Annotated in this window: 14 protein-coding genes; 9 read left to right on the top strand and 5 right to left on the bottom strand. The window is 64.7% G+C overall.

The annotated features are described in order from the left end of the window. Both CK218_RS04265 and CK218_RS04260 read right to left on the bottom strand, forming a co-directional pair. On the bottom strand, nt 1–1,242 hold the full coding sequence (locus tag CK218_RS04265) for an FAD-dependent oxidoreductase (protein ID WP_095826968.1): 1,242 nt from the start codon (nt 1,240–1,242) through the stop codon (nt 1–3). Further along, nucleotides 1,232–2,632 (bottom strand): MmgE/PrpD family protein, encoded by a 1,401-nt coding sequence (locus tag CK218_RS04260; protein WP_095826967.1) that lies wholly within the window; start codon nt 2,630–2,632, stop codon nt 1,232–1,234. The genes CK218_RS04265 and CK218_RS04260 overlap by 11 nt, the downstream gene beginning before the upstream one ends. Nucleotides 2,633–2,799: 167 nt before the next feature. On the opposite strand from CK218_RS04260, the gene CK218_RS04255 reads away from it, so the two are divergent. Then, nucleotides 2,800–3,693 (top strand): LysR substrate-binding domain-containing protein, encoded by an 894-nt coding sequence (locus CK218_RS04255; RefSeq protein WP_095776670.1) that lies wholly within the window; start codon nt 2,800–2,802, stop codon nt 3,691–3,693. 53 nt (nt 3,694–3,746) lie between these two features. On the opposite strand, the gene CK218_RS04250 is transcribed toward CK218_RS04255, so the two are convergent. Further along, nucleotides 3,747–4,649 (bottom strand): GNAT family N-acetyltransferase, encoded by a 903-nt coding sequence (locus CK218_RS04250; protein ID WP_095826966.1) that lies wholly within the window; start codon nt 4,647–4,649, stop codon nt 3,747–3,749. A gap of 248 nt (nt 4,650–4,897) precedes the next feature. On the opposite strand from CK218_RS04250, the gene argE reads away from it, so the two are divergent. The 6 genes from argE to CK218_RS04220 all read left to right on the top strand — a co-directional run bounded on the left by argE (nt 4,898) and on the right by CK218_RS04220 (nt 11,479). Beyond that, nucleotides 4,898–6,022: an acetylornithine deacetylase gene (gene argE, locus CK218_RS04245; protein ID WP_066989156.1), complete on the top strand. Its 1,125-nt coding sequence runs from the start codon at nt 4,898–4,900 to the stop codon at nt 6,020–6,022. Between the two features lie 13 nt (nt 6,023–6,035). Beyond that, a complete protein-coding gene (locus tag CK218_RS04240; protein WP_095826965.1) occupies nt 6,036–6,959 on the top strand; it encodes a glyoxylate/hydroxypyruvate reductase A in 924 nt (307 codons plus the stop codon). Nucleotides 6,960–6,982: 23 nt separating this feature from the next. After that, nucleotides 6,983–7,336, top strand: coding sequence for a cupin domain-containing protein (locus CK218_RS04235; RefSeq protein WP_095827210.1), 354 nt, complete (start codon nt 6,983–6,985; stop codon nt 7,334–7,336). Between the two features lie 149 nt (nt 7,337–7,485). Beyond that, nucleotides 7,486–8,949 (top strand): aldehyde dehydrogenase, encoded by a 1,464-nt coding sequence (locus CK218_RS04230; protein WP_095826964.1) that lies wholly within the window; start codon nt 7,486–7,488, stop codon nt 8,947–8,949. Between the two features lie 10 nt (nt 8,950–8,959). Next, the gene (locus CK218_RS04225) at nt 8,960–10,003 is read left to right on the top strand and encodes a tartrate dehydrogenase (protein WP_095827209.1); all 1,044 of its coding nucleotides are present in this window, start codon (nt 8,960–8,962) and stop codon (nt 10,001–10,003) included. A gap of 18 nt (nt 10,004–10,021) precedes the next feature. After that, a complete protein-coding gene (locus CK218_RS04220) occupies nt 10,022–11,479 on the top strand; it encodes an NAD-dependent succinate-semialdehyde dehydrogenase (protein ID WP_095826963.1) in 1,458 nt (485 codons plus the stop codon). 12 nt (nt 11,480–11,491) lie between these two features. Here CK218_RS04220 and CK218_RS04215 read toward each other — a convergent pair whose 3' ends face one another. Together CK218_RS04215 and CK218_RS04210 are read right to left on the bottom strand one after the other, a co-directional pair. Next, the gene (locus CK218_RS04215) at nt 11,492–12,766 is read right to left on the bottom strand and encodes an FAD-binding oxidoreductase (RefSeq protein WP_095826962.1); all 1,275 of its coding nucleotides are present in this window, start codon (nt 12,764–12,766) and stop codon (nt 11,492–11,494) included. Nucleotides 12,767–12,782: 16 nt separating this feature from the next. Continuing rightward, entirely contained in the window at nt 12,783–13,451 is a 669-nt protein-coding gene (locus tag CK218_RS04210) for a haloacid dehalogenase type II (protein WP_066989167.1), read from the bottom strand. Between the two features lie 321 nt (nt 13,452–13,772). Here CK218_RS04210 and CK218_RS04205 point away from each other — a divergent pair, with 321 nt between their 5' ends. Both CK218_RS04205 and CK218_RS04200 read left to right on the top strand, forming a co-directional pair. Beyond that, nucleotides 13,773–14,612 (top strand): GNAT family N-acetyltransferase, encoded by an 840-nt coding sequence (locus CK218_RS04205; RefSeq protein ID WP_095826961.1) that lies wholly within the window; start codon nt 13,773–13,775, stop codon nt 14,610–14,612. 14 nt (nt 14,613–14,626) lie between these two features. Next, a complete protein-coding gene (locus tag CK218_RS04200; RefSeq protein ID WP_095776347.1) occupies nt 14,627–16,000 on the top strand; it encodes an aspartate aminotransferase family protein in 1,374 nt (457 codons plus the stop codon). The last annotated feature ends 73 nt before the right edge of the window (nt 16,001–16,073 follow it).

The following is a 16,073-nucleotide window of genomic DNA, read 5'->3' as shown; positions in this document are numbered from 1 at the left end:
TCAGTGGCTCGCCGCCGTGGCGCCCATTTCGTTGAGCAGTCGGAACTTCTCGAAGCGCTCCAGCGCAAACGGCTTCAGCAGGTCGGGCACCCGGCCCCTGGCGATGGTTTCCGCCAGGCGCTTGCCGGCGACCGCAGTCGCCTTGAAGCCCCAGGTGCCCCAGCCGCAATCGAGCCACAGATTGGCGAGCGGGCTGGCGCCCATGATCGGGCTGTAGTCCGGCGTCATGTCGGTGATGCCGGCCCATTGCCGCAGCAGCCGAACGCCTTGCAGGAAGGGAAAGAGATGCACGGCGCCTTCCGCCAGATGCTCCTTCATGTCCAGCGTCGAGCGGGTCGAATAGAGCTGGTACGGATCCGAGCCGCCACCGATGACGATCTCGCCGCGCGAAGACTGCACCAGATAGGTGTGCAGCGACACGGACGAGACCAGCGTGTGGAGCCAGGGCTTCAGCGGCTGCGTCACCATTGCCTGCAAGGGGTAGCAGCGGATCGGCAGTTCCACGCCGGCCATCATGGCAACATCGTAGTTCATGCCGCCGGCGGCGATGAGCACGGAGCCGCAGGCGACCCGTCCGCGGTTCGTCACCACAGCGCGCACCTGACCGTTCTCGACCTCAAAACCTTGAACTTCGGTGCGCTGGTGGATTTCGGCGCCGCGGCGCGAGGCCTGCGCGGCGAAGCCCCAGGCAACCGCATCGTGGCGGGCCGTGCCGCCGTCGGCATGCCAGAGGCCGCCGAGGATCTCGAGCGCACCGCCGCGATCCATGTTGAGTTCGGGCACCAGCTTCTCGATCTCTTTTGCGTCGATCACCTCGGTGCGCGTGCCCATATGCTTGCCCATCTCGGCGCGCAGATGGAAGGCGCGCAGCGTCGCTTCCGTGTGTGCGAGCGTCAGCTGGCCGCGCTGCGAGAACATGACGTTGAAGTCGAGTTCCTGCGACAGCGCTTCGAAGAGCGAAACGCCTTCCTTGTAGAAAGCGACGCCTTCCTGGGTGATGTAATTGGAGCGGATCGTCGTGGTGTTGCGTGCCGTATTGCCTCCGGCCAGATAGCCTTTTTCGAGCACCGCGATGCTGGCGATACCATGGTATTTCGACAGATAATGCGCGCAGGCCAAACCATGCCCGCCGCCACCGACGATGACCACGTCATAGGACGGCTTCAGCTGAGGCGTCGCGGGAATGTCGCCCGTCACCGGATAGTCGCGGCTAAGCCCGTATTTGAGCAGCCTAAGCGGCATGGCTGCCCTGGCCGCCAGGAGGATCGTAGACGAGAGCGGTCAGCTCGGAAAACCGGCGGTCGGCGTCGATCAGGCCGAGAATACCGTCCCGGATCGCGGCGGCCCTGGTCGAGCCGAGAACGGGCGACGCAAACTCCATATACTTGGCGACGATATCGGCTTCGCTGAACGGGGCTTCGGGGCCGCCGCGTGCGTGGACATCTCCGGACTCCAGCCGCCGGCCGTCAACCGTCTCGATCTGCACGTCGGCCCAGCGCCCGGCGGGGAAACGGTCGCTGTGCTTCGCCGCCTCATTCACCTCGACGCGCTTCAGCATGTCCGCGACGGCGGCATCGCGCAGACCCGAGCCCGAAATGTGCTCCACGCCGATCCGACCATGGAGGATCATCGTGGCCACGGCGAAGGGCAGGCTGTACTGCGCCTTTGATGTCGTGTCCGGCATGCCGGCAAACAGCGTCGCCGCATAGTGGAAGCTGTTGACATGGACTTTGCGTATGTCTTCCGGCCGAAGCCCATGCTGCAGGCAAAGCGCGCGCGTCGCGTCGATCGCCGCATGGGCCCAGCGGCAGACCGGATAGGGTTTTATGTATTGCCGGGTCATCTGCCAGAACAGGCCGAGGTCATCCCAATGTGCCGCGACCTCCGGCGCCTCGACAGTGATCGCCGGCGCGCCGGCGAAACCGGCTTCGGCAAGCACGGCGGCCGACAGCCCGACCAGCGCCCCCATGCCTGAGCCGTCATGCAGCATGGTCGGCGTTGCGATCTCGCGCATCATCTGGCTGCGCGGTCCGTGATACTCGGCGATGCCGAAAGCATGGCGCAGTTGATCGTCGTCAAGCGAAAGCAGGCGGGCCGCGACCGCCGCCACGCCAAGAGAATTCCACGCGCCGGAGGTGTGATAGTCGGAGACGGTTGCGTGCAGCGCAATGCCGGCCCGCCCCGCGATCTCATAGCCGACGACGATCGCGGCAAGCGCCTCGGGGCCGGTCAACTCCGGCTTTTCTTCTGCGAGCGCAAGCAGCGCCGGGATAACCGCCACGCCGATGTGCCCCTTGGTCGGCGGGTAACCATCATGGCCGTCGAGATTGTCGGTCTGGGTCGCTGCCGCGAAGGCGGCGCCGGCCATGCTGGCGCGCCTGCCGTCGAAGATCATCCTCGCCGCGTGACGGTCGGCGCCGGAGCCGTAGAGCATAACCGCGGCATCGCGCGCGATTTGTCCGGCCTGCATCGGGCCGGCGGCGATGGCAATGCCCATCGTGTCGAGGAACTGCAGGGCTGCCGATTTCAGAACGTCGCGCGGGAACGCGCCGGCCGACCTGCGCAGCACGAAGTCGGCAACACGGGCAAATACGGTGGAAGCAGACTCACCTTCCGCCGACCGCTGGTCCATGGCGCCACCTTTCGCGTCCCGATCGCTCCAAGATAACTACGAATAATTTGGTCTCATGGGCCAGGCACGTAATTAGTTTGGCGCCATCGCACAAAAAAATCGGGGTCAAGGCGATTGCGGAGGCCAACGAAGCCGGTCTAGTTTTCGCTTTGCCAAGGAGCGATCGCATGAAGCCGCCACCCCCACTGAACTATATCCGCTCGTTCGAGTGTTCGGCGCGGCATCTCAGCTTCACCCTTGCTGCCAACGAGCTCGGCTATACCCAGGCGGCCGTCAGCAATCATGTGCGGGGGCTGGAGCATTATCTTGGCCGGCAGCTTTTCGTGCGCTATCCGCGCAGCCTGAAGCTGACCGAAATGGGCGAGGCTTTCCTGCCGACGCTGCGGCAGGCGCTCGACCAGATCGATCACGCCACGGAGGCGATCGTCGCCTCCTCGCGCAACAGGACGGTCGTCATCTCCTGTCCGATGAGCCTGGCCGAAAACTGGCTGGCCGGCTGCATGGCGGCGTTCCGGCAAATCCATCCGGAGATAGAGGTCGTTCTGCACGGCACGATCTGGGAAGACCTCAGCGAGCAGATCGCCGACATCACCATCTCGACCCGCCGCTTCGACGACCGCCCGCCGAGTGGCGTTCCGCTATGGAACGACCAGCTCGCCATCCTCTGCGCACCCGGCCTGCTGTCCGGCCCGAAAGGGCTGCGCTCGCCGCGCGATATCCTCAACGTCGACTGGATCTTCGTCCACGGCCGCCAAGAATATTGGCAATGCATGGGCGACGCGCTGCAGATCGACATTTCGGATTATGAGAAAGGCATCACCACGAACGCCTCGAACATTGCGCTGGAACTGGCGGCAATGGGCGCGGGCTGCGTCGCCACGCAATATTCGCTGGCGAGAACCTATATCAGCCGCGGGCTTCTGGTGGAGCCTTTCCCCGTGCGAGCCGCCAGTCCATGGACCTATTATCTTTCGGAGAGCCAGCTCTCGAAAGGCAGCGTGGTGAGGACCGTCAGAGGCTGGATCATGGAACGAGCCAACGCCCATGTAGAAACCGTTTAGGCTGACGGCTCGGCAGCCATCCGTCCGGGGGGAAGGAAGCAATCCGAAGACAACTACCCGAGGGTTTGACTTGCTAAGGCATAGGTCTTCGGCCTAGCAGAGCCGCCGTCGGAAAAGTCGGCGAGGCATTTGCCCTTCGACATGGTCAGCACCGTGTCGAAGACCGGCATTCCGCTGTGCGACAGGAAGGCGGCGAACTCGCCATTGTCCATGTGCGTGTCGATCCTGAGGAAATATCCCGAATGGTCGGCCACGTGCGGCCGGACGACCGCCAGGGCGTCGGAGTCGCTTCCCGCCACCACCGGCCCTATGACATGGCCCCGCCCGAACGGTCGGCAGAGGGCAAAAGCGGTCAGCTTGTTCCCGTCGAAAAGCCCATAGCCGGCCGATTGCCCGAAGAGCTTTTCAACGAGCGCTGTGCGCCTCACGCCAAATCCCGCCGCGTCCAGCGCGATCGCTGCCGCAATATCGCCCGCGTCCAACGTCCGGACGCTACCGTGCGCCTCCGTCGGCCGGCCCGCTGTCGGCACGCGGGCGATGCCCTGGCATTGATAGACGGTCTTCTCCGGCTGGAAATCGAGGGAGAGATAAAGCCGCCGCGCAGCACGGGTTGCATTGAGGCGCAGATCGCGCCCGGGGATCCTGTCGAAGATCCGCTTCATCAGCCATTGCGCCGCCCCCTGCGTCTGAAGCCGCGGCGAGGTGATGACCATCCCCAAGGTAGCGAAATTGGCGCCGTGCGGGAACCACATGGCCGAACCGAGAGCCCGGCCGATCTCATCGAGCGCCACGAAGCCTTGGCCCGATTCACGCAGGAATTGCCAATCCTCGGCGCGATGCGGCCATCCCACCGACAGGGAGAGCGCGTGCAACCTCTCCAGATCGACATCTTGGACGTCGCCGATACGCATGGAGAAGGCATCGATTTTCAAGCTCTCGGACGGCTTCACTTCCATGGCCCTGAAAGAACCCTCAAAAATAAAGAACCCTCAAAAATCAACGGGCGAGCAGCGCTGCCCCGTGCCCGCCAACGCTAGACAAGCAAACCCCACAGGATTTGCTCGAAAGCCGTGCACCAACGCAAGATTCAACTGAAACACTTCCGCTTTCGGCATGCAATCGCGTGGGAACGCACCCATCCTCTGCGGAAATTCGCCAGCATGCGGCATCGATGCCGGCGAACCCTAACGGCTTGAGGGCTGGAATGGCCGTCTTCGACATCCTCGACCGTCTCGTCGCCTTTCCGTCGGTCGCCGGCAAGCCGAACGGCGACATTGCCGGCTGGATCGAGGCTCATCTCACCGAACAAGGCGCGAAGGTCAGCCTGCTCCCAGGGCCAGAGGGCGACCGTTTCAATCTTTTCGCCACCATCGGCCCCGCCGAGGTTCCGGGCTACATCCTATCCGGTCATATGGACGTCGTCCCCGCCGGCGAGCCGCAATGGAGTTCGGCCCCTTTTTCGCTGCGCCGCGAGAGCGAACGGCTCTACGGACGCGGCACCACCGACATGAAGGGGTTTCTCGCCGCCGCGCTCGCCGCTGTGCCTGCGCTTGTGCGGCTGCGCCTCGCCAGACCGATCCACCTCGCCTTCTCCTATGACGAGGAGATCGGGTGCCGGGGCGTGCCGCATTTGATCGCCGGGCTGCCCGAGCTTTGCGCCAAGCCGCTCGGCGTCATCGTCGGCGAGCCGAGCGGCATGCGCGCCGTGCGCGGCCACAAGGGCAAGGCGGCCGCCCGCGTGATCATCAGCGGCCGCTCCGGCCACTCCTCGCGACCGGATCTTGGGCTTAACGCCATCCATGCGATGTCCGGTGTGCTGAGCGCCGCCGTGAGTGAAGCGGAGCGGCTGATGCATGGCCCGTCCGACCCAACCTTCGAGCCGGCCTATTCCTCGCTGCAGGCCGGTGTGATCGCAGGCGGCCAGTCGGTCAACATCATCCCCGACAGCTGCACGCTCGACTTGGAGGCGCGCGCAATACCGGACATCGACCCGGCCGGCTTGCTCACGCCGGTCAAGACGCGGGCTGAAGCCCTTGCCGCTCGAGGCTATGTTGTTGAATGGAAGCCGATCAGCGCCTATCCGGCGCTGTCGCTGCCGCAAGACTCGGCTCTGGCGGGGCTGCTGCGCGAATTGACCGGCGAAGCACCTTTAGCCGCCGTCAGCTACGGGACGGAGGCCGGCCTTTACCAAGGCTCCGGGCTCGATGCGATCATCTGCGGCCCCGGCGATATCGGTCGCGCCCACAAGCCGGACGAATATATTCTCGCCAGCGAGCTCGCCGCCTGCCAGCAGATGATCGAGGCGCTTGGCGCGCGATGCGCGGCCTGAAGGAGCAGCCGGAATGACATTCCTCTTCAATTCCGACGCGCGGCGTGGCGCGATCTTCGCCGAGGCCTTCGCGAAGGAGTTGCCGGACCTCCCCTTCACGATCGATGCCGCTACTGTCGATCCCGACGCAGTGCGCTACCTGATCACCTGGACGGTGCCGGAGAACCTCGACCGCTACACCAACCTCGAAATCCTGTTCTCCATCGGCGCCGGCGTCGATCAGTTCCGCTTCGACGCGGTGCCCGCGCCGGTGAAGATCGTGCGCATGGTCGAGGAAGGCATCGTGCGCATGATGCAGGAGTATGTGACGCTCGCCGTGCTCGCGCTCCACCGCAACCTGCCGGCCTATCTGGCGCAGCAGCGCGCCGGAGAATGGCGCGACATCCCTCAGCCTCAGGCCGCGTCGCGCCGGATCGGCGTGCTCGGCCTCGGACAGCTTGGCCAAGCCGTCCTCGACCGGCTGAAACCTTTCGGCTTCCAGCTCTCCGGATGGAGCCGCTCCCCGCGGCGGCTCGAAGGGGTGACCTGTTATCATGGCGAGCTTGGGCTGGAGCAGATGCTGGCGGCCAGTGACATACTGATCTGCCTGATGCCACTGACCGAGGAGACGCGCGGATTTCTGAACGCCGGCCTGTTCGCGAAACTGCCTGACGGGGCGGCTCTCGTTCATACGGGTCGAGGCCCGCAGCTCGATCACGAAGCGCTTGTCGCCGCGCTCGATAGCGGCCATTTGTCGTCGGCGATGATCGACGTGACCGATCCCGAACCGCTGCCCGCGGGACATCCGTTCTGGTCGCATCCGAAGATCATCCTCACTCCGCACATAGCCAGCGTGACCCAACCCGCGACCGCCGCCCAGGCCGTCATCGACAACATCAAGCGCCACCGCGCCGGGCTCGATCCCATCGGGCTCGTCGACCGGTCGCGCGGTTATTGAAACTCAACTGGAAAGGCCATCCTTTGTCCCTGCTCAAGTCCATCGATATTAACCCGAGCTTTTCGCCCCGCGAATCGACCGCGCTGCCGGAGCGGCTCATTGCCGGCAATCCCGCCTTCAAAACCTGGGCGCAGGACGTGGCCAAGGACGACCTTGTCCATACCGGCGTCTGGGAGGCCACGCCCGGCGAAACGCGCTCGATCAAGGGGGAAACCTTCGAGTTCTGCCATATCCTCGCCGGCGTGGTCGAAATCAGGCCCGACGCCGGCGAAACGGTGACCTACCGGGCCGGCGACAGCTTCGTCATGAAGCCGGGCTTCACGGGTGTTTGGAAGACCATCGAGACCGTGCGCAAGCTCTACGTCACAGTGGGCTAGCGAGCGCCCGCGCAGGCCCTGACCGCCGCGGAAGATTTTGCCGTCTCTTGTCCCCAGCACGCAACATTCGTCGGCGGCGGATCGCCGAACAGCGCATGCTGCGTGTCGGCACGGGCTAGGCTGAGGCCGATGCTGCCGAGTGGTTGCCCATGAGCCTGAGCTTCGATCCCGATACAATCTCGCTTCCCGTCGGCCACTTCATCGATGGGGAGCTGATTTCGGCCGAGGGTGCGATCGAGATGCGCCGTCCGTCCGACGGCAAGTCCTATGCCGCCTGCCCCGTGGCCGGTGCGGACTTGGTGAACCGGGCGGTGGAAAGTGCCAAAGCGGCGCTGAAAGCCAGCAACTGGGGCGGAGTCCGGCCGCGCGAGCGCACCAGGGCGCTCCATGCCTGGGCCGATCTGATGGAAGCGGAAGCCGAAACGCTCGCCCGGATCGAGGCGCTGTCCTCGACCCGGCCCGTGGGCCAGCTCGCCGCCGGCGACATCGCCGTGACCGCCGAGCAGATCCGCTTCTTCGCCGAGTTCGCCGATAAGGAAGGCAGCGAACTCGCGCCGACCGACGACGCCAGTTTCGGCATGATCATGAGCGAACCCTATGGCGTCGTGGCCGCGATCACGCCCTGGAATTTTCCGATCTCGATGGCCGGCTGGAAACTCGGCCCGGCGCTGGCCGCGGGCAATGCAGTCGTGCTGAAGCCTTCGGAAATGACGCCGTACTCGACCGTCTATTTGGCGCAGCTCGCCGTCAGAGCCGGCCTGCCGGCAGGACTTATCAACGTGGTGCTCGGCGACGGTCCCACGACCGGCACGGCGTTGACCGGCCATCCCGAGATCGCCAAGGTTAGCTTCACCGGTTCGACCCGCGCCGGCTCGGCGATCATGGAGAACATCGCCCGCACCGGCGTCAAGCCGATGACGCTGGAGCTCGGCGGCAAGAGCCCGCAACTCGTCTTTGCCGATGCCGATCTCGACAAGGCGGCGGCCGCAATCGCCGGCAGCGTCACCTTCAATGCCGGCCAGGCCTGCGTGGCCGGCACGCGCCTGATCGTCGAGAAGAGTGTGGCCGGCAGGCTGACGGCCTCGATCCTGGAAAAGATGAAGGCGGTGAGGCCCGGCCCGACCTGGGACGAGACCACGCAGTATTCGCCGATCATCTCGGAACGGCAGCGGGGACGTGTCGACGCCATCGTGCGGGCCGCGGTCGAGGCCGGCGGCGAATGCCTGACGGGCGGCACTTTTATGGAAAGCCCCGGCTATTTCTACGAGCCGACGCTGATCGCCAATGTCGACCAGGCCAATCCGGCGATCGTCGAGGAAATCTTCGGCCCGGTCCTGACGGTCCAGATCTTCGAGACCGAAGACGAGGCGCTGGCGCTGTCCAGCCATCCGACTTACGGACTGGCTTCCGGCCTGTTCACCGCCGATCTGTCTCGCACGATCCGTCTCGCGCGCAAGCTGGAAGCGGGCACCGTGTGGGTCAACCGCTACAGCCGCTCGCGCGACCACATCCTGCCGACCGGCGGCTACAAGCGCTCCGGTATCGGCAAGGACCTTGGCCGCGAGGCCTATCTCGCCAACCGCAGGACCAAGAGCGTCCTGATCAGCCTGTGAAGAGATGCCGATGAAGACCTACTCGATCGCCCTGATCCCCGGTGATGGCATCGGTCGCGATGTGACCGCCGCCGCATGGACGGTGCTGGAAACCGTGGCCAAGCACTCCGGCTTTGCCCTGACTGGGACCGAGTTTCCATGGTCCTGTCGTTTCTTTAAGGAAACCGGCCGCATGATGCCCGAGGACGGCATCGGGACATTGCGCCGCTTCGACGCCATCCTGCTCGGGGCCGTCGGATGGCCGACGCAGGTGCCGGATTCCGTTTCTCTCCACGGGCTGCTGCTGCCGATCCGCAAGGCATTCGTGCAATACGCCAATATCCGGCCGCACCGGCTGCTGCCTGGTGTGAGGGGGCCGCTGCGGGCCGAGAGCTTCGATATTCTGTGCATCCGCGAAAACACCGAAGGCGAATATTCCGGCGCCGGCGGGCGTGTGCATCAAGGCACGCTGGACGAGGTCGCGGTGGAAACCTCGATCTTCACCCGGGCCGGCGTCGAGCGCATCCTGCGCTTCGGCTTCGAGCAGGCACGGGCGCGGCGCGGCAGGCTGGCTTCCGTCACCAAGTCCAACGCGCAGAAATATTCGATGGTGTTCTGGGACGAGATCACGCGCAAGCTGGCCGCCGACTATCCGGACGTCGACGTGACCAGCTATCACGTCGACGCACTCGCTGCGCGCATGATCATGGATCCGCAGAGCCTCGACGTGGTCGTCGCTTCCAATCTCTTCGGCGACATACTGACGGATATCGGCGCGGCGATCCAGGGCGGGCTCGGCTACGCAGCTTCCGCCAACATCAACCCCGACCGCTCGGCGCCGTCCATGTTCGAGCCGGTGCACGGCTCCGCGCCCGACATCGCCCACCTCGGCATCGCCAACCCGATCGCCGCCATATGGTCGGGCGCAATGATGCTTGAACATCTGGGCGAAAAGGACGCAGCCGGCCGCGTCATGAACGCGATCGAAGCGACAACGGCGCGAGGGGTGGGAACCACGGCCGGCAAAGATCGTACGGACGCCATCACATCCGCCGTTGTCGCGGCGCTCACCTGATTTGCGAGGTCGTTTTCGATGAAAAGCCTGAAAGACAAAACTCTCTTCCGCGAGGCCGGCCTGATCGGCGGCAGATGGGTCGCGGCAGGTTCCGGCAGAACGGTCGATGTGATCGATCCGGCAACACAGATATCAATCGGCACAGTGCCCGACATGGCCGGCCCGGAGGCCCGCGCGGCCATAGAGGCCGCGGCTTCCGCCTATCGGGATTGGAAAAAGAAGACCCACGCCGAACGCGCCGCCCTGCTGGAGGCCTGGCATGGTCTGATGCTTAAGCATCTGGACGATCTCGCGCTGATCCTGACCACGGAACAGGGCAAGCCGCTGGACGAGGCCAAAGGCGAGATCCGCTACGGAGCGTCCTTCGTCAAATGGTTCGCCGAGGAGGCGCGCCGGATCAATGGCCACACCATCCCCTCGCCTACATCAGACCGCCGCATCATCGTCCTGAAGGAACCCGTCGGCGTGTGCGGCATCATCACGCCTTGGAACTTTCCCAATGCGATGATCACCCGCAAGGTCGCGCCGGCGCTGGCCGCCGGCTGCACGGTGGTGATCAAGCCCTCCGAGTTCACGCCCTATTCGGCGTTGGCGCTCGGCGTGCTCGCCGAACGCGCGGGTATTCCCGCCGGCGTCATCAACATCGTCACCGGCATGCCGGCCGAGATCGGCAACGAGATCATGGCGAATGAGACCGTGCGCAAGATCTCCTTCACCGGTTCGACTAGGGTCGGCTCGCTGCTGATGCGCGGAGCGGCCGACAGCGTGAAAAGGCTCAGCCTCGAGCTCGGCGGCAACGCGCCCTTCATCGTCTTCGACGACGCCGACCTCGATCTCGCGGTCGAGGGGGCGCTGGCGTCGAAGTTCCGCAATGGCGGCCAGACCTGCGTGTGCGCCAACCGCATTCTCGTCCAGGCCGGAGTTTATGACGCCTTCTCCGCCAAGCTCAGCGCCCGCGTCAATGCGTTGACGGTGGGACCGGGCACGCAGCCCGGCGTCGCCATCGGGCCGATGATCAACATGGCGGCGGTTGAGAAAATCAATCGGCACGTCGAGGACGCGCTTGCCAAAGGCGCGACGATCGTCACCGAGAGGCCGGTGCTGCCGGAGGGTCCTCAATATCTCGCGCCGCTGGTGCTGGCCGGTGCGACAAATGAAATGGAACTCGCCAGCGAGGAGACTTTCGGTCCGGTCGCACCGCTTTTCCGTTTCGAGACGGAAGAGGAAGCGGTCGCGCTTGCCAACGGCACGCCTTACGGGCTTGCCTCCTACTTCTACACCGAGAACCTGAAGCGCGCCTGGCGCGTCGGCGAGGCGCTGGAGTTCGGCATGGTGGGTCTGAACACCGGCTCGGTTTCGATGGAGATAGCCCCCTTCGGCGGCGTCAAGCAGTCCGGCCTCGGGCGCGAGGGCGCGCAGGCCGGCATCGAGGAATATCTGGAACTGAAGAGCTTCCACATGAGCGGGCTGGGCTAAACCCAGCCCCGATCACTGGATCCGGTCGAGCGCCTTATAGTAGAGACCGACCATCGGCAGGAACCAGGGCTTGCCGGAATAGCCGGGAATGGCGGGCCACTCGAGCCCCTTCATCGGATTGCGGTCCGCGCGACCAAGCATGGCATCGGCCATGATCATCCCCAGATGGGTGGAAAGCTGGGCGCCGTGGCCGGAATAGCCCATCGCGTACCAGACCCCGTCATGGTAGCCGGCCCGCGGGAAGCGGTCCTTGGTCATGTCGACCAGCCCGCCCCAGCAATAATCGATCTCGACCCTGGCGAGCTGCGGGAAGATCGCCGCGAGGCTCGCCCGCAGAATCTCTCCGCTCTTGGCATCGGAGCGCTGGTCCGATGTCGCCGAAAAGCGTGCGCGGCCGCCGAAGATCAGGCGCTTGTCCGGCGCAAGCCGGAAGTAGTTGCCGATGTTCATCGAGGTCACGCATGTCCGGTTGCCGGGCATGGTCGCGGCGATCTCGGCGTCGCTCAGCGGTCGCGTGGCGATGATGAAGCTGCCGACGGAAATGATCCTGCGGCGAAAATAGCCGAAATTCGGCGTGGTGTAGGCGCCGGTCGCCACCAGCACATTGTCGGCGCTGATGCGGCCGCGGGAGGTGGTCAGCTGATGGCGCGTGCCCGACTGCCTATGATCCGTCACCGCCGCATTCTCGTGGATGACGGCGCCATGGCGAACCGCGGCTGTCGCCAGCCCGGCCACGTAGCGGCCCATATGCATCATGGCGCTCTTCTTCGACAGCATCGCGCCATGGAAGGGCGAGCCGATCTCGGATTTGAGATCGTTCGGCGACAGCAGCGCCGTGTCCGGATCGACCTCGGCATGGACGGCCTCGAAGTTACGGGCGATCGCTTCGAAATGCTGCGGCTTGGAGGCGAGCTTCAGCTTGCCGGCGCGGCGGAAGTTGCAGTCGATACCCTCCTCGGCGACTAGCGCCTCGATGGTGTCGACGGAATCGTCCAGTGCCCGGTAGAGCCCGATCGCGCGCTCCTTGCCGAGCTCCGCCTTGGCCGAAAGGTAGCTGTGGGCAAGGCCGTTGTTCAGGTGCCCGCCATTGCGTCCCGACGCACCCCAGCCGACCCGCTCCGCTTCCAGCACAGCCACCTTGGCGCCGGCCTTCGCCAGTTGGCGGGCTGCGGCGAGGCCGGTGAAGCCGCCGCCGATGATGGCGGCGTCGTAGTGTCCCTCGACCGGGCCTTGCGCCCCGCCGGAAAAAACAGGGGCGGTGTCGTGCCAGTAGGAGACCAGCTTCATTTGCAATCCGTGAGTTTCAAAGCCCGACCACGCCCGGAAGACCGGAAATGTCGGCGATCTCGACATAGCCGTAATAAGGGTTGGCCGGCTCGTGGCCGCGATTGACCCAGACCTTGTTCTTGATCCCGAGGTCATGCGCCGACATCAGGTCGTAGCGGAACGAGGACGAGCAGTGAAGAACGTCCTCCGGACCACAGCCCAGCCTATCGAACATATATTCGAAAGCCTTGAAGCGTGGCTTGTAGGCCTGCGCCTGTTCGGCCGTGTAGACGGCATGGAATGGCGCGCCGAGCTTCTCGACATTGGACATGATCTGCGCGTTCATGGCGTTGGAGAGGATGACCAGCGGAATTTCCTTGGCAACCTTCGCCAGCCCGGCTGGAACGTCCGCGTGGGGCCCCCAGGTCGGGACACGCTCATAGACCATCGTGGCGTCGTCCGGGCTGAAGGAGACGCCGTTGCGCTTGCAGGCGCGCTCGAGCGCGTTGTGGACGACGTCGGCATAGGGCTTCCAGTCGCCCAGGATCTCGTCGAGCCGGTAAGCCGCGAAGTTCTTGATGAACGCCTGCATGCGCGGCTCGTCGAGTCGGCTGCCATAGAGGTCACGCGCCGCCTCGGCCATCTGGAAATTGGTCAACGTGCCGTAGCAGTCGAAGGTGATGTATTTGGGCCTGAAAGAAGCCATATCCGTCGATCTCCGGTGGAAGCACATCCGTGTTGGGACGTCTTTCATCATAAGCCGGCAGGAAGCGACCCACCTGACCGAAAAGCGCCTGCCGAAAGCAGAAAGTTCCGTATCCGCGGTTCCGTTTGGCACGCTGTAGCATCTTGAGCGTCGAAGGATGCCGCTGGTCGAGGCGCTAAAACGCATCCAGTTCCATAGGGGCCAGCACAAGATGCGGCGCACCCCCTCAGCAACGGCGAATGATACCGCGGAAGTTGAAACCTTCAGACGATCTGCGGCGCACCGATGATCGAGACTTGGGGTCAGACTGAAAGGTGCATCATGCAGCAAGGCGAGATCGAACTCCAGGACTTCGGGCCGGATCATATCGAGGGTGCAGTCGCGCTATCTCGGCAGGAGAATTGGCCGCATCGCCCGCAGGATTGGCAGATGGCGCTGCAGCTTTCGAGCGGCGCGGTTGCGCTCGACGACCAGGGCCGGGTCGCCGGGACAATCCTGGTAACGCCTTACGGCGCCGATTGCGCCATGATCAACATGGTGATCGTCGACAGGAACGCGCGAGGCAAAGGGCTCGGGCGCCGGCTCATGGAAAGGGCCATCGCCCTTGCCGGCGACAGTCCGCTGCGGCTCGTCGCCACGACTGACGGCATGCCCCTTTATGAGAAGCTTGGCTTCGTGCCTTCGGGCACGATTCTTCAGCATCAGGGCCAGGTGACAGCGCTTGAGGCTTCCGACGGTGTGGAAGCCGCGGGCACGCACGATCTGCCGGAAATCAAGGCCCTGGACCGCGATGCCTACGGCGCCGACCGAGAAGCTTTGATCGATGCGCTCGCCGAGCGGGGTGAATTCGCAGTCATCCGCCGCAGTGGCGTCATCGCGGCCTATGCCGCAATTCGCCCGTTCGGACGCGGCGAGGTGATCGGCCCCGTCATTGCGGAAAATGCCGACGACGCCAAGACCCTGATCAGCTTCTTCGCCGCGTCTCGCCCTGGCGCTTTCCTGCGCGTGGATACCGAAAGCAGAACCGGCATCGCCGGCTGGCTCGGAGAAATCGGCCTAGCCCATGTCGGTGGCGGCGTCGCTATGAACCGTCCGGCCAAGAATGGGGCCGAACAGGCCAGGCCAAAAGTTTACGCCCTCGCCAACCAGGCGCTCGGATAGTCCGGAGGACAACAATGCTCGCCAATTCCCTGATCGAACTCGACCGCGCCCATCTCATCCATCCGGTCGCCTCATATCGCGGCCATGAGGCGCTCGGCGTGCGGGTGCTGAAATCGGCGAAGGGCGCTACCGTGACCGATGCGTCCGGCCGGCAACTTCTCGACGGCTTCGCCGGACTGTGGTGCGTCAATGCCGGCTATGGTCACGACAGCATCGTCGAGGCGGCGGCCCGGCAGATGCGCGAGTTGCCCTACGCCACCGCCTATTTCGATCTCGGCTCGGAGCCCGCCATCCGGCTCGCCTCGGAGCTGGCAGACCGCGCGCCGGGGGATCTCAATCACGTCTATTTCACGCTGGGGGGATCGGACGCGGTCGACAGCACGATCCGGTTCGTCCGCTACTACTGGAATGCCAGAGGCGAGCCTGAACGCGACCAGTTCATTTCCATTGAGCAGGGTTATCACGGATCGTCGGTGGTCGGCGCGGGCCTGACCGCCCTGCCCGCCTTTCATGCCGGTTTCGGCATTCCGTTCGAATGGCAGCACAAGATCCCCTCGCCCTATCCCTATCGCAATCCGGTTGGCGATGACCCGAACGCGATCATCGCCGCATCGCTCGCCGCGCTGAAGGCGAAGATCGAGGAGATCGGGCCGGAGCGGGTCGCCGCCTTCTACGCCGAGCCGATCCAGGGCTCGGGTGGCGTTATCGTCCCGCCGAAAGGCTGGATCAAGGCGATGCGCGAGCTCTGCCGTGAATACGGCATCCTCTTCATCGCCGACGAGGTGATCACCGGTTTCGGCCGCACCGGCCCCCTGTTTGCCTGCACGGAGGAGGATATCGTTCCCGACTTCATGACGACCGCGAAGGGCCTGACCTCCGGCTATGTGCCAATGGGCGCTGTCTTCATGGCCGATCATGTCTATAACGTCATCGCCGATGGCGCAGGCGCCTCGGCCGTCGGCCACGGCTACACGTATTCCGCCCATCCGGTCAGCGCCGCCGTCGCGCTCGCGGTGCTGAAGCTCTACGAGGAAGGCCTTCTGGAGAACGGCGCCAGGGCCGGCGCGCGCTTGATGGCGGGCTTGTCTGCCTTGAGCGATCACCCACTGGTCGGCGATGTGCGGGGTCGCGGCATGCTCGCCGCCATCGAGCTGGTGGTCGACAAAAAGAAGAAAACGCCGCTTCCAGCCTCGGCCATGCCGGCGCGGCGCGTCTTCGACAGGGCCTGGGACAATGGCCTGATCATCCGCGCCTTCGCGCATGGGGTTCTCGGCTACGCCCCGCCGCTCTGCTGCACCGACAGCGACATCGATGCGATCATCGAGCGCACGCGCCGGACGCTGGACCAGACGCTGGACGACGCCGATGTCCGCCGGGCGCTTGCATGAAGGGCGACGCATTTTTCGCATCTCGAAATATCGCTGGGGCCGACGATTTCGCAATTTTGTGCCGCTACCTCGC

Source organism: Mesorhizobium sp. WSM3879, from assembly GCF_002294915.1.
Taxonomy (GTDB): domain Bacteria; phylum Pseudomonadota; class Alphaproteobacteria; order Rhizobiales; family Rhizobiaceae; genus Mesorhizobium.
The sequence above is the reverse complement of the archived record's forward strand: the minus strand, read 5'-3'. Positions and strand labels throughout refer to the sequence as shown.

Excerpts from the sequence above, each read along its gene's own strand:
- CK218_RS04215 (WP_095826962.1), bottom strand. The coding sequence starts at position 12,766 with ATGAAGCTGGTCTCCTACTGGCACGACACCGCCCCTGTTTTTTCCGGC.
- CK218_RS04200 (WP_095776347.1), top strand. The coding sequence starts at position 14,627 with ATGCTCGCCAATTCCCTGATCGAACTCGACCGCGCCCATCTCATCCAT.
- CK218_RS04220 (WP_095826963.1), top strand. The coding sequence starts at position 10,022 with ATGAAAAGCCTGAAAGACAAAACTCTCTTCCGCGAGGCCGGCCTGATC.
- CK218_RS04240 (WP_095826965.1), top strand. The coding sequence starts at position 6,036 with ATGACATTCCTCTTCAATTCCGACGCGCGGCGTGGCGCGATCTTCGCC.
- CK218_RS04250 (WP_095826966.1), bottom strand. The coding sequence starts at position 4,649 with ATGGAAGTGAAGCCGTCCGAGAGCTTGAAAATCGATGCCTTCTCCATG.
- CK218_RS04225 (WP_095827209.1), top strand. The coding sequence starts at position 8,960 with ATGAAGACCTACTCGATCGCCCTGATCCCCGGTGATGGCATCGGTCGC.
- CK218_RS04210 (WP_066989167.1), bottom strand. The coding sequence starts at position 13,451 with ATGGCTTCTTTCAGGCCCAAATACATCACCTTCGACTGCTACGGCACG.
- CK218_RS04260 (WP_095826967.1), bottom strand. The coding sequence starts at position 2,632 with ATGGACCAGCGGTCGGCGGAAGGTGAGTCTGCTTCCACCGTATTTGCC.
- CK218_RS04230 (WP_095826964.1), top strand. The coding sequence starts at position 7,486 with ATGAGCCTGAGCTTCGATCCCGATACAATCTCGCTTCCCGTCGGCCAC.
- CK218_RS04255 (WP_095776670.1), top strand. The coding sequence starts at position 2,800 with ATGAAGCCGCCACCCCCACTGAACTATATCCGCTCGTTCGAGTGTTCG.
- CK218_RS04205 (WP_095826961.1), top strand. The coding sequence starts at position 13,773 with ATGCAGCAAGGCGAGATCGAACTCCAGGACTTCGGGCCGGATCATATC.
- argE (WP_066989156.1), top strand. The coding sequence starts at position 4,898 with ATGGCCGTCTTCGACATCCTCGACCGTCTCGTCGCCTTTCCGTCGGTC.
- CK218_RS04265 (WP_095826968.1), bottom strand. The coding sequence starts at position 1,242 with ATGCCGCTTAGGCTGCTCAAATACGGGCTTAGCCGCGACTATCCGGTG.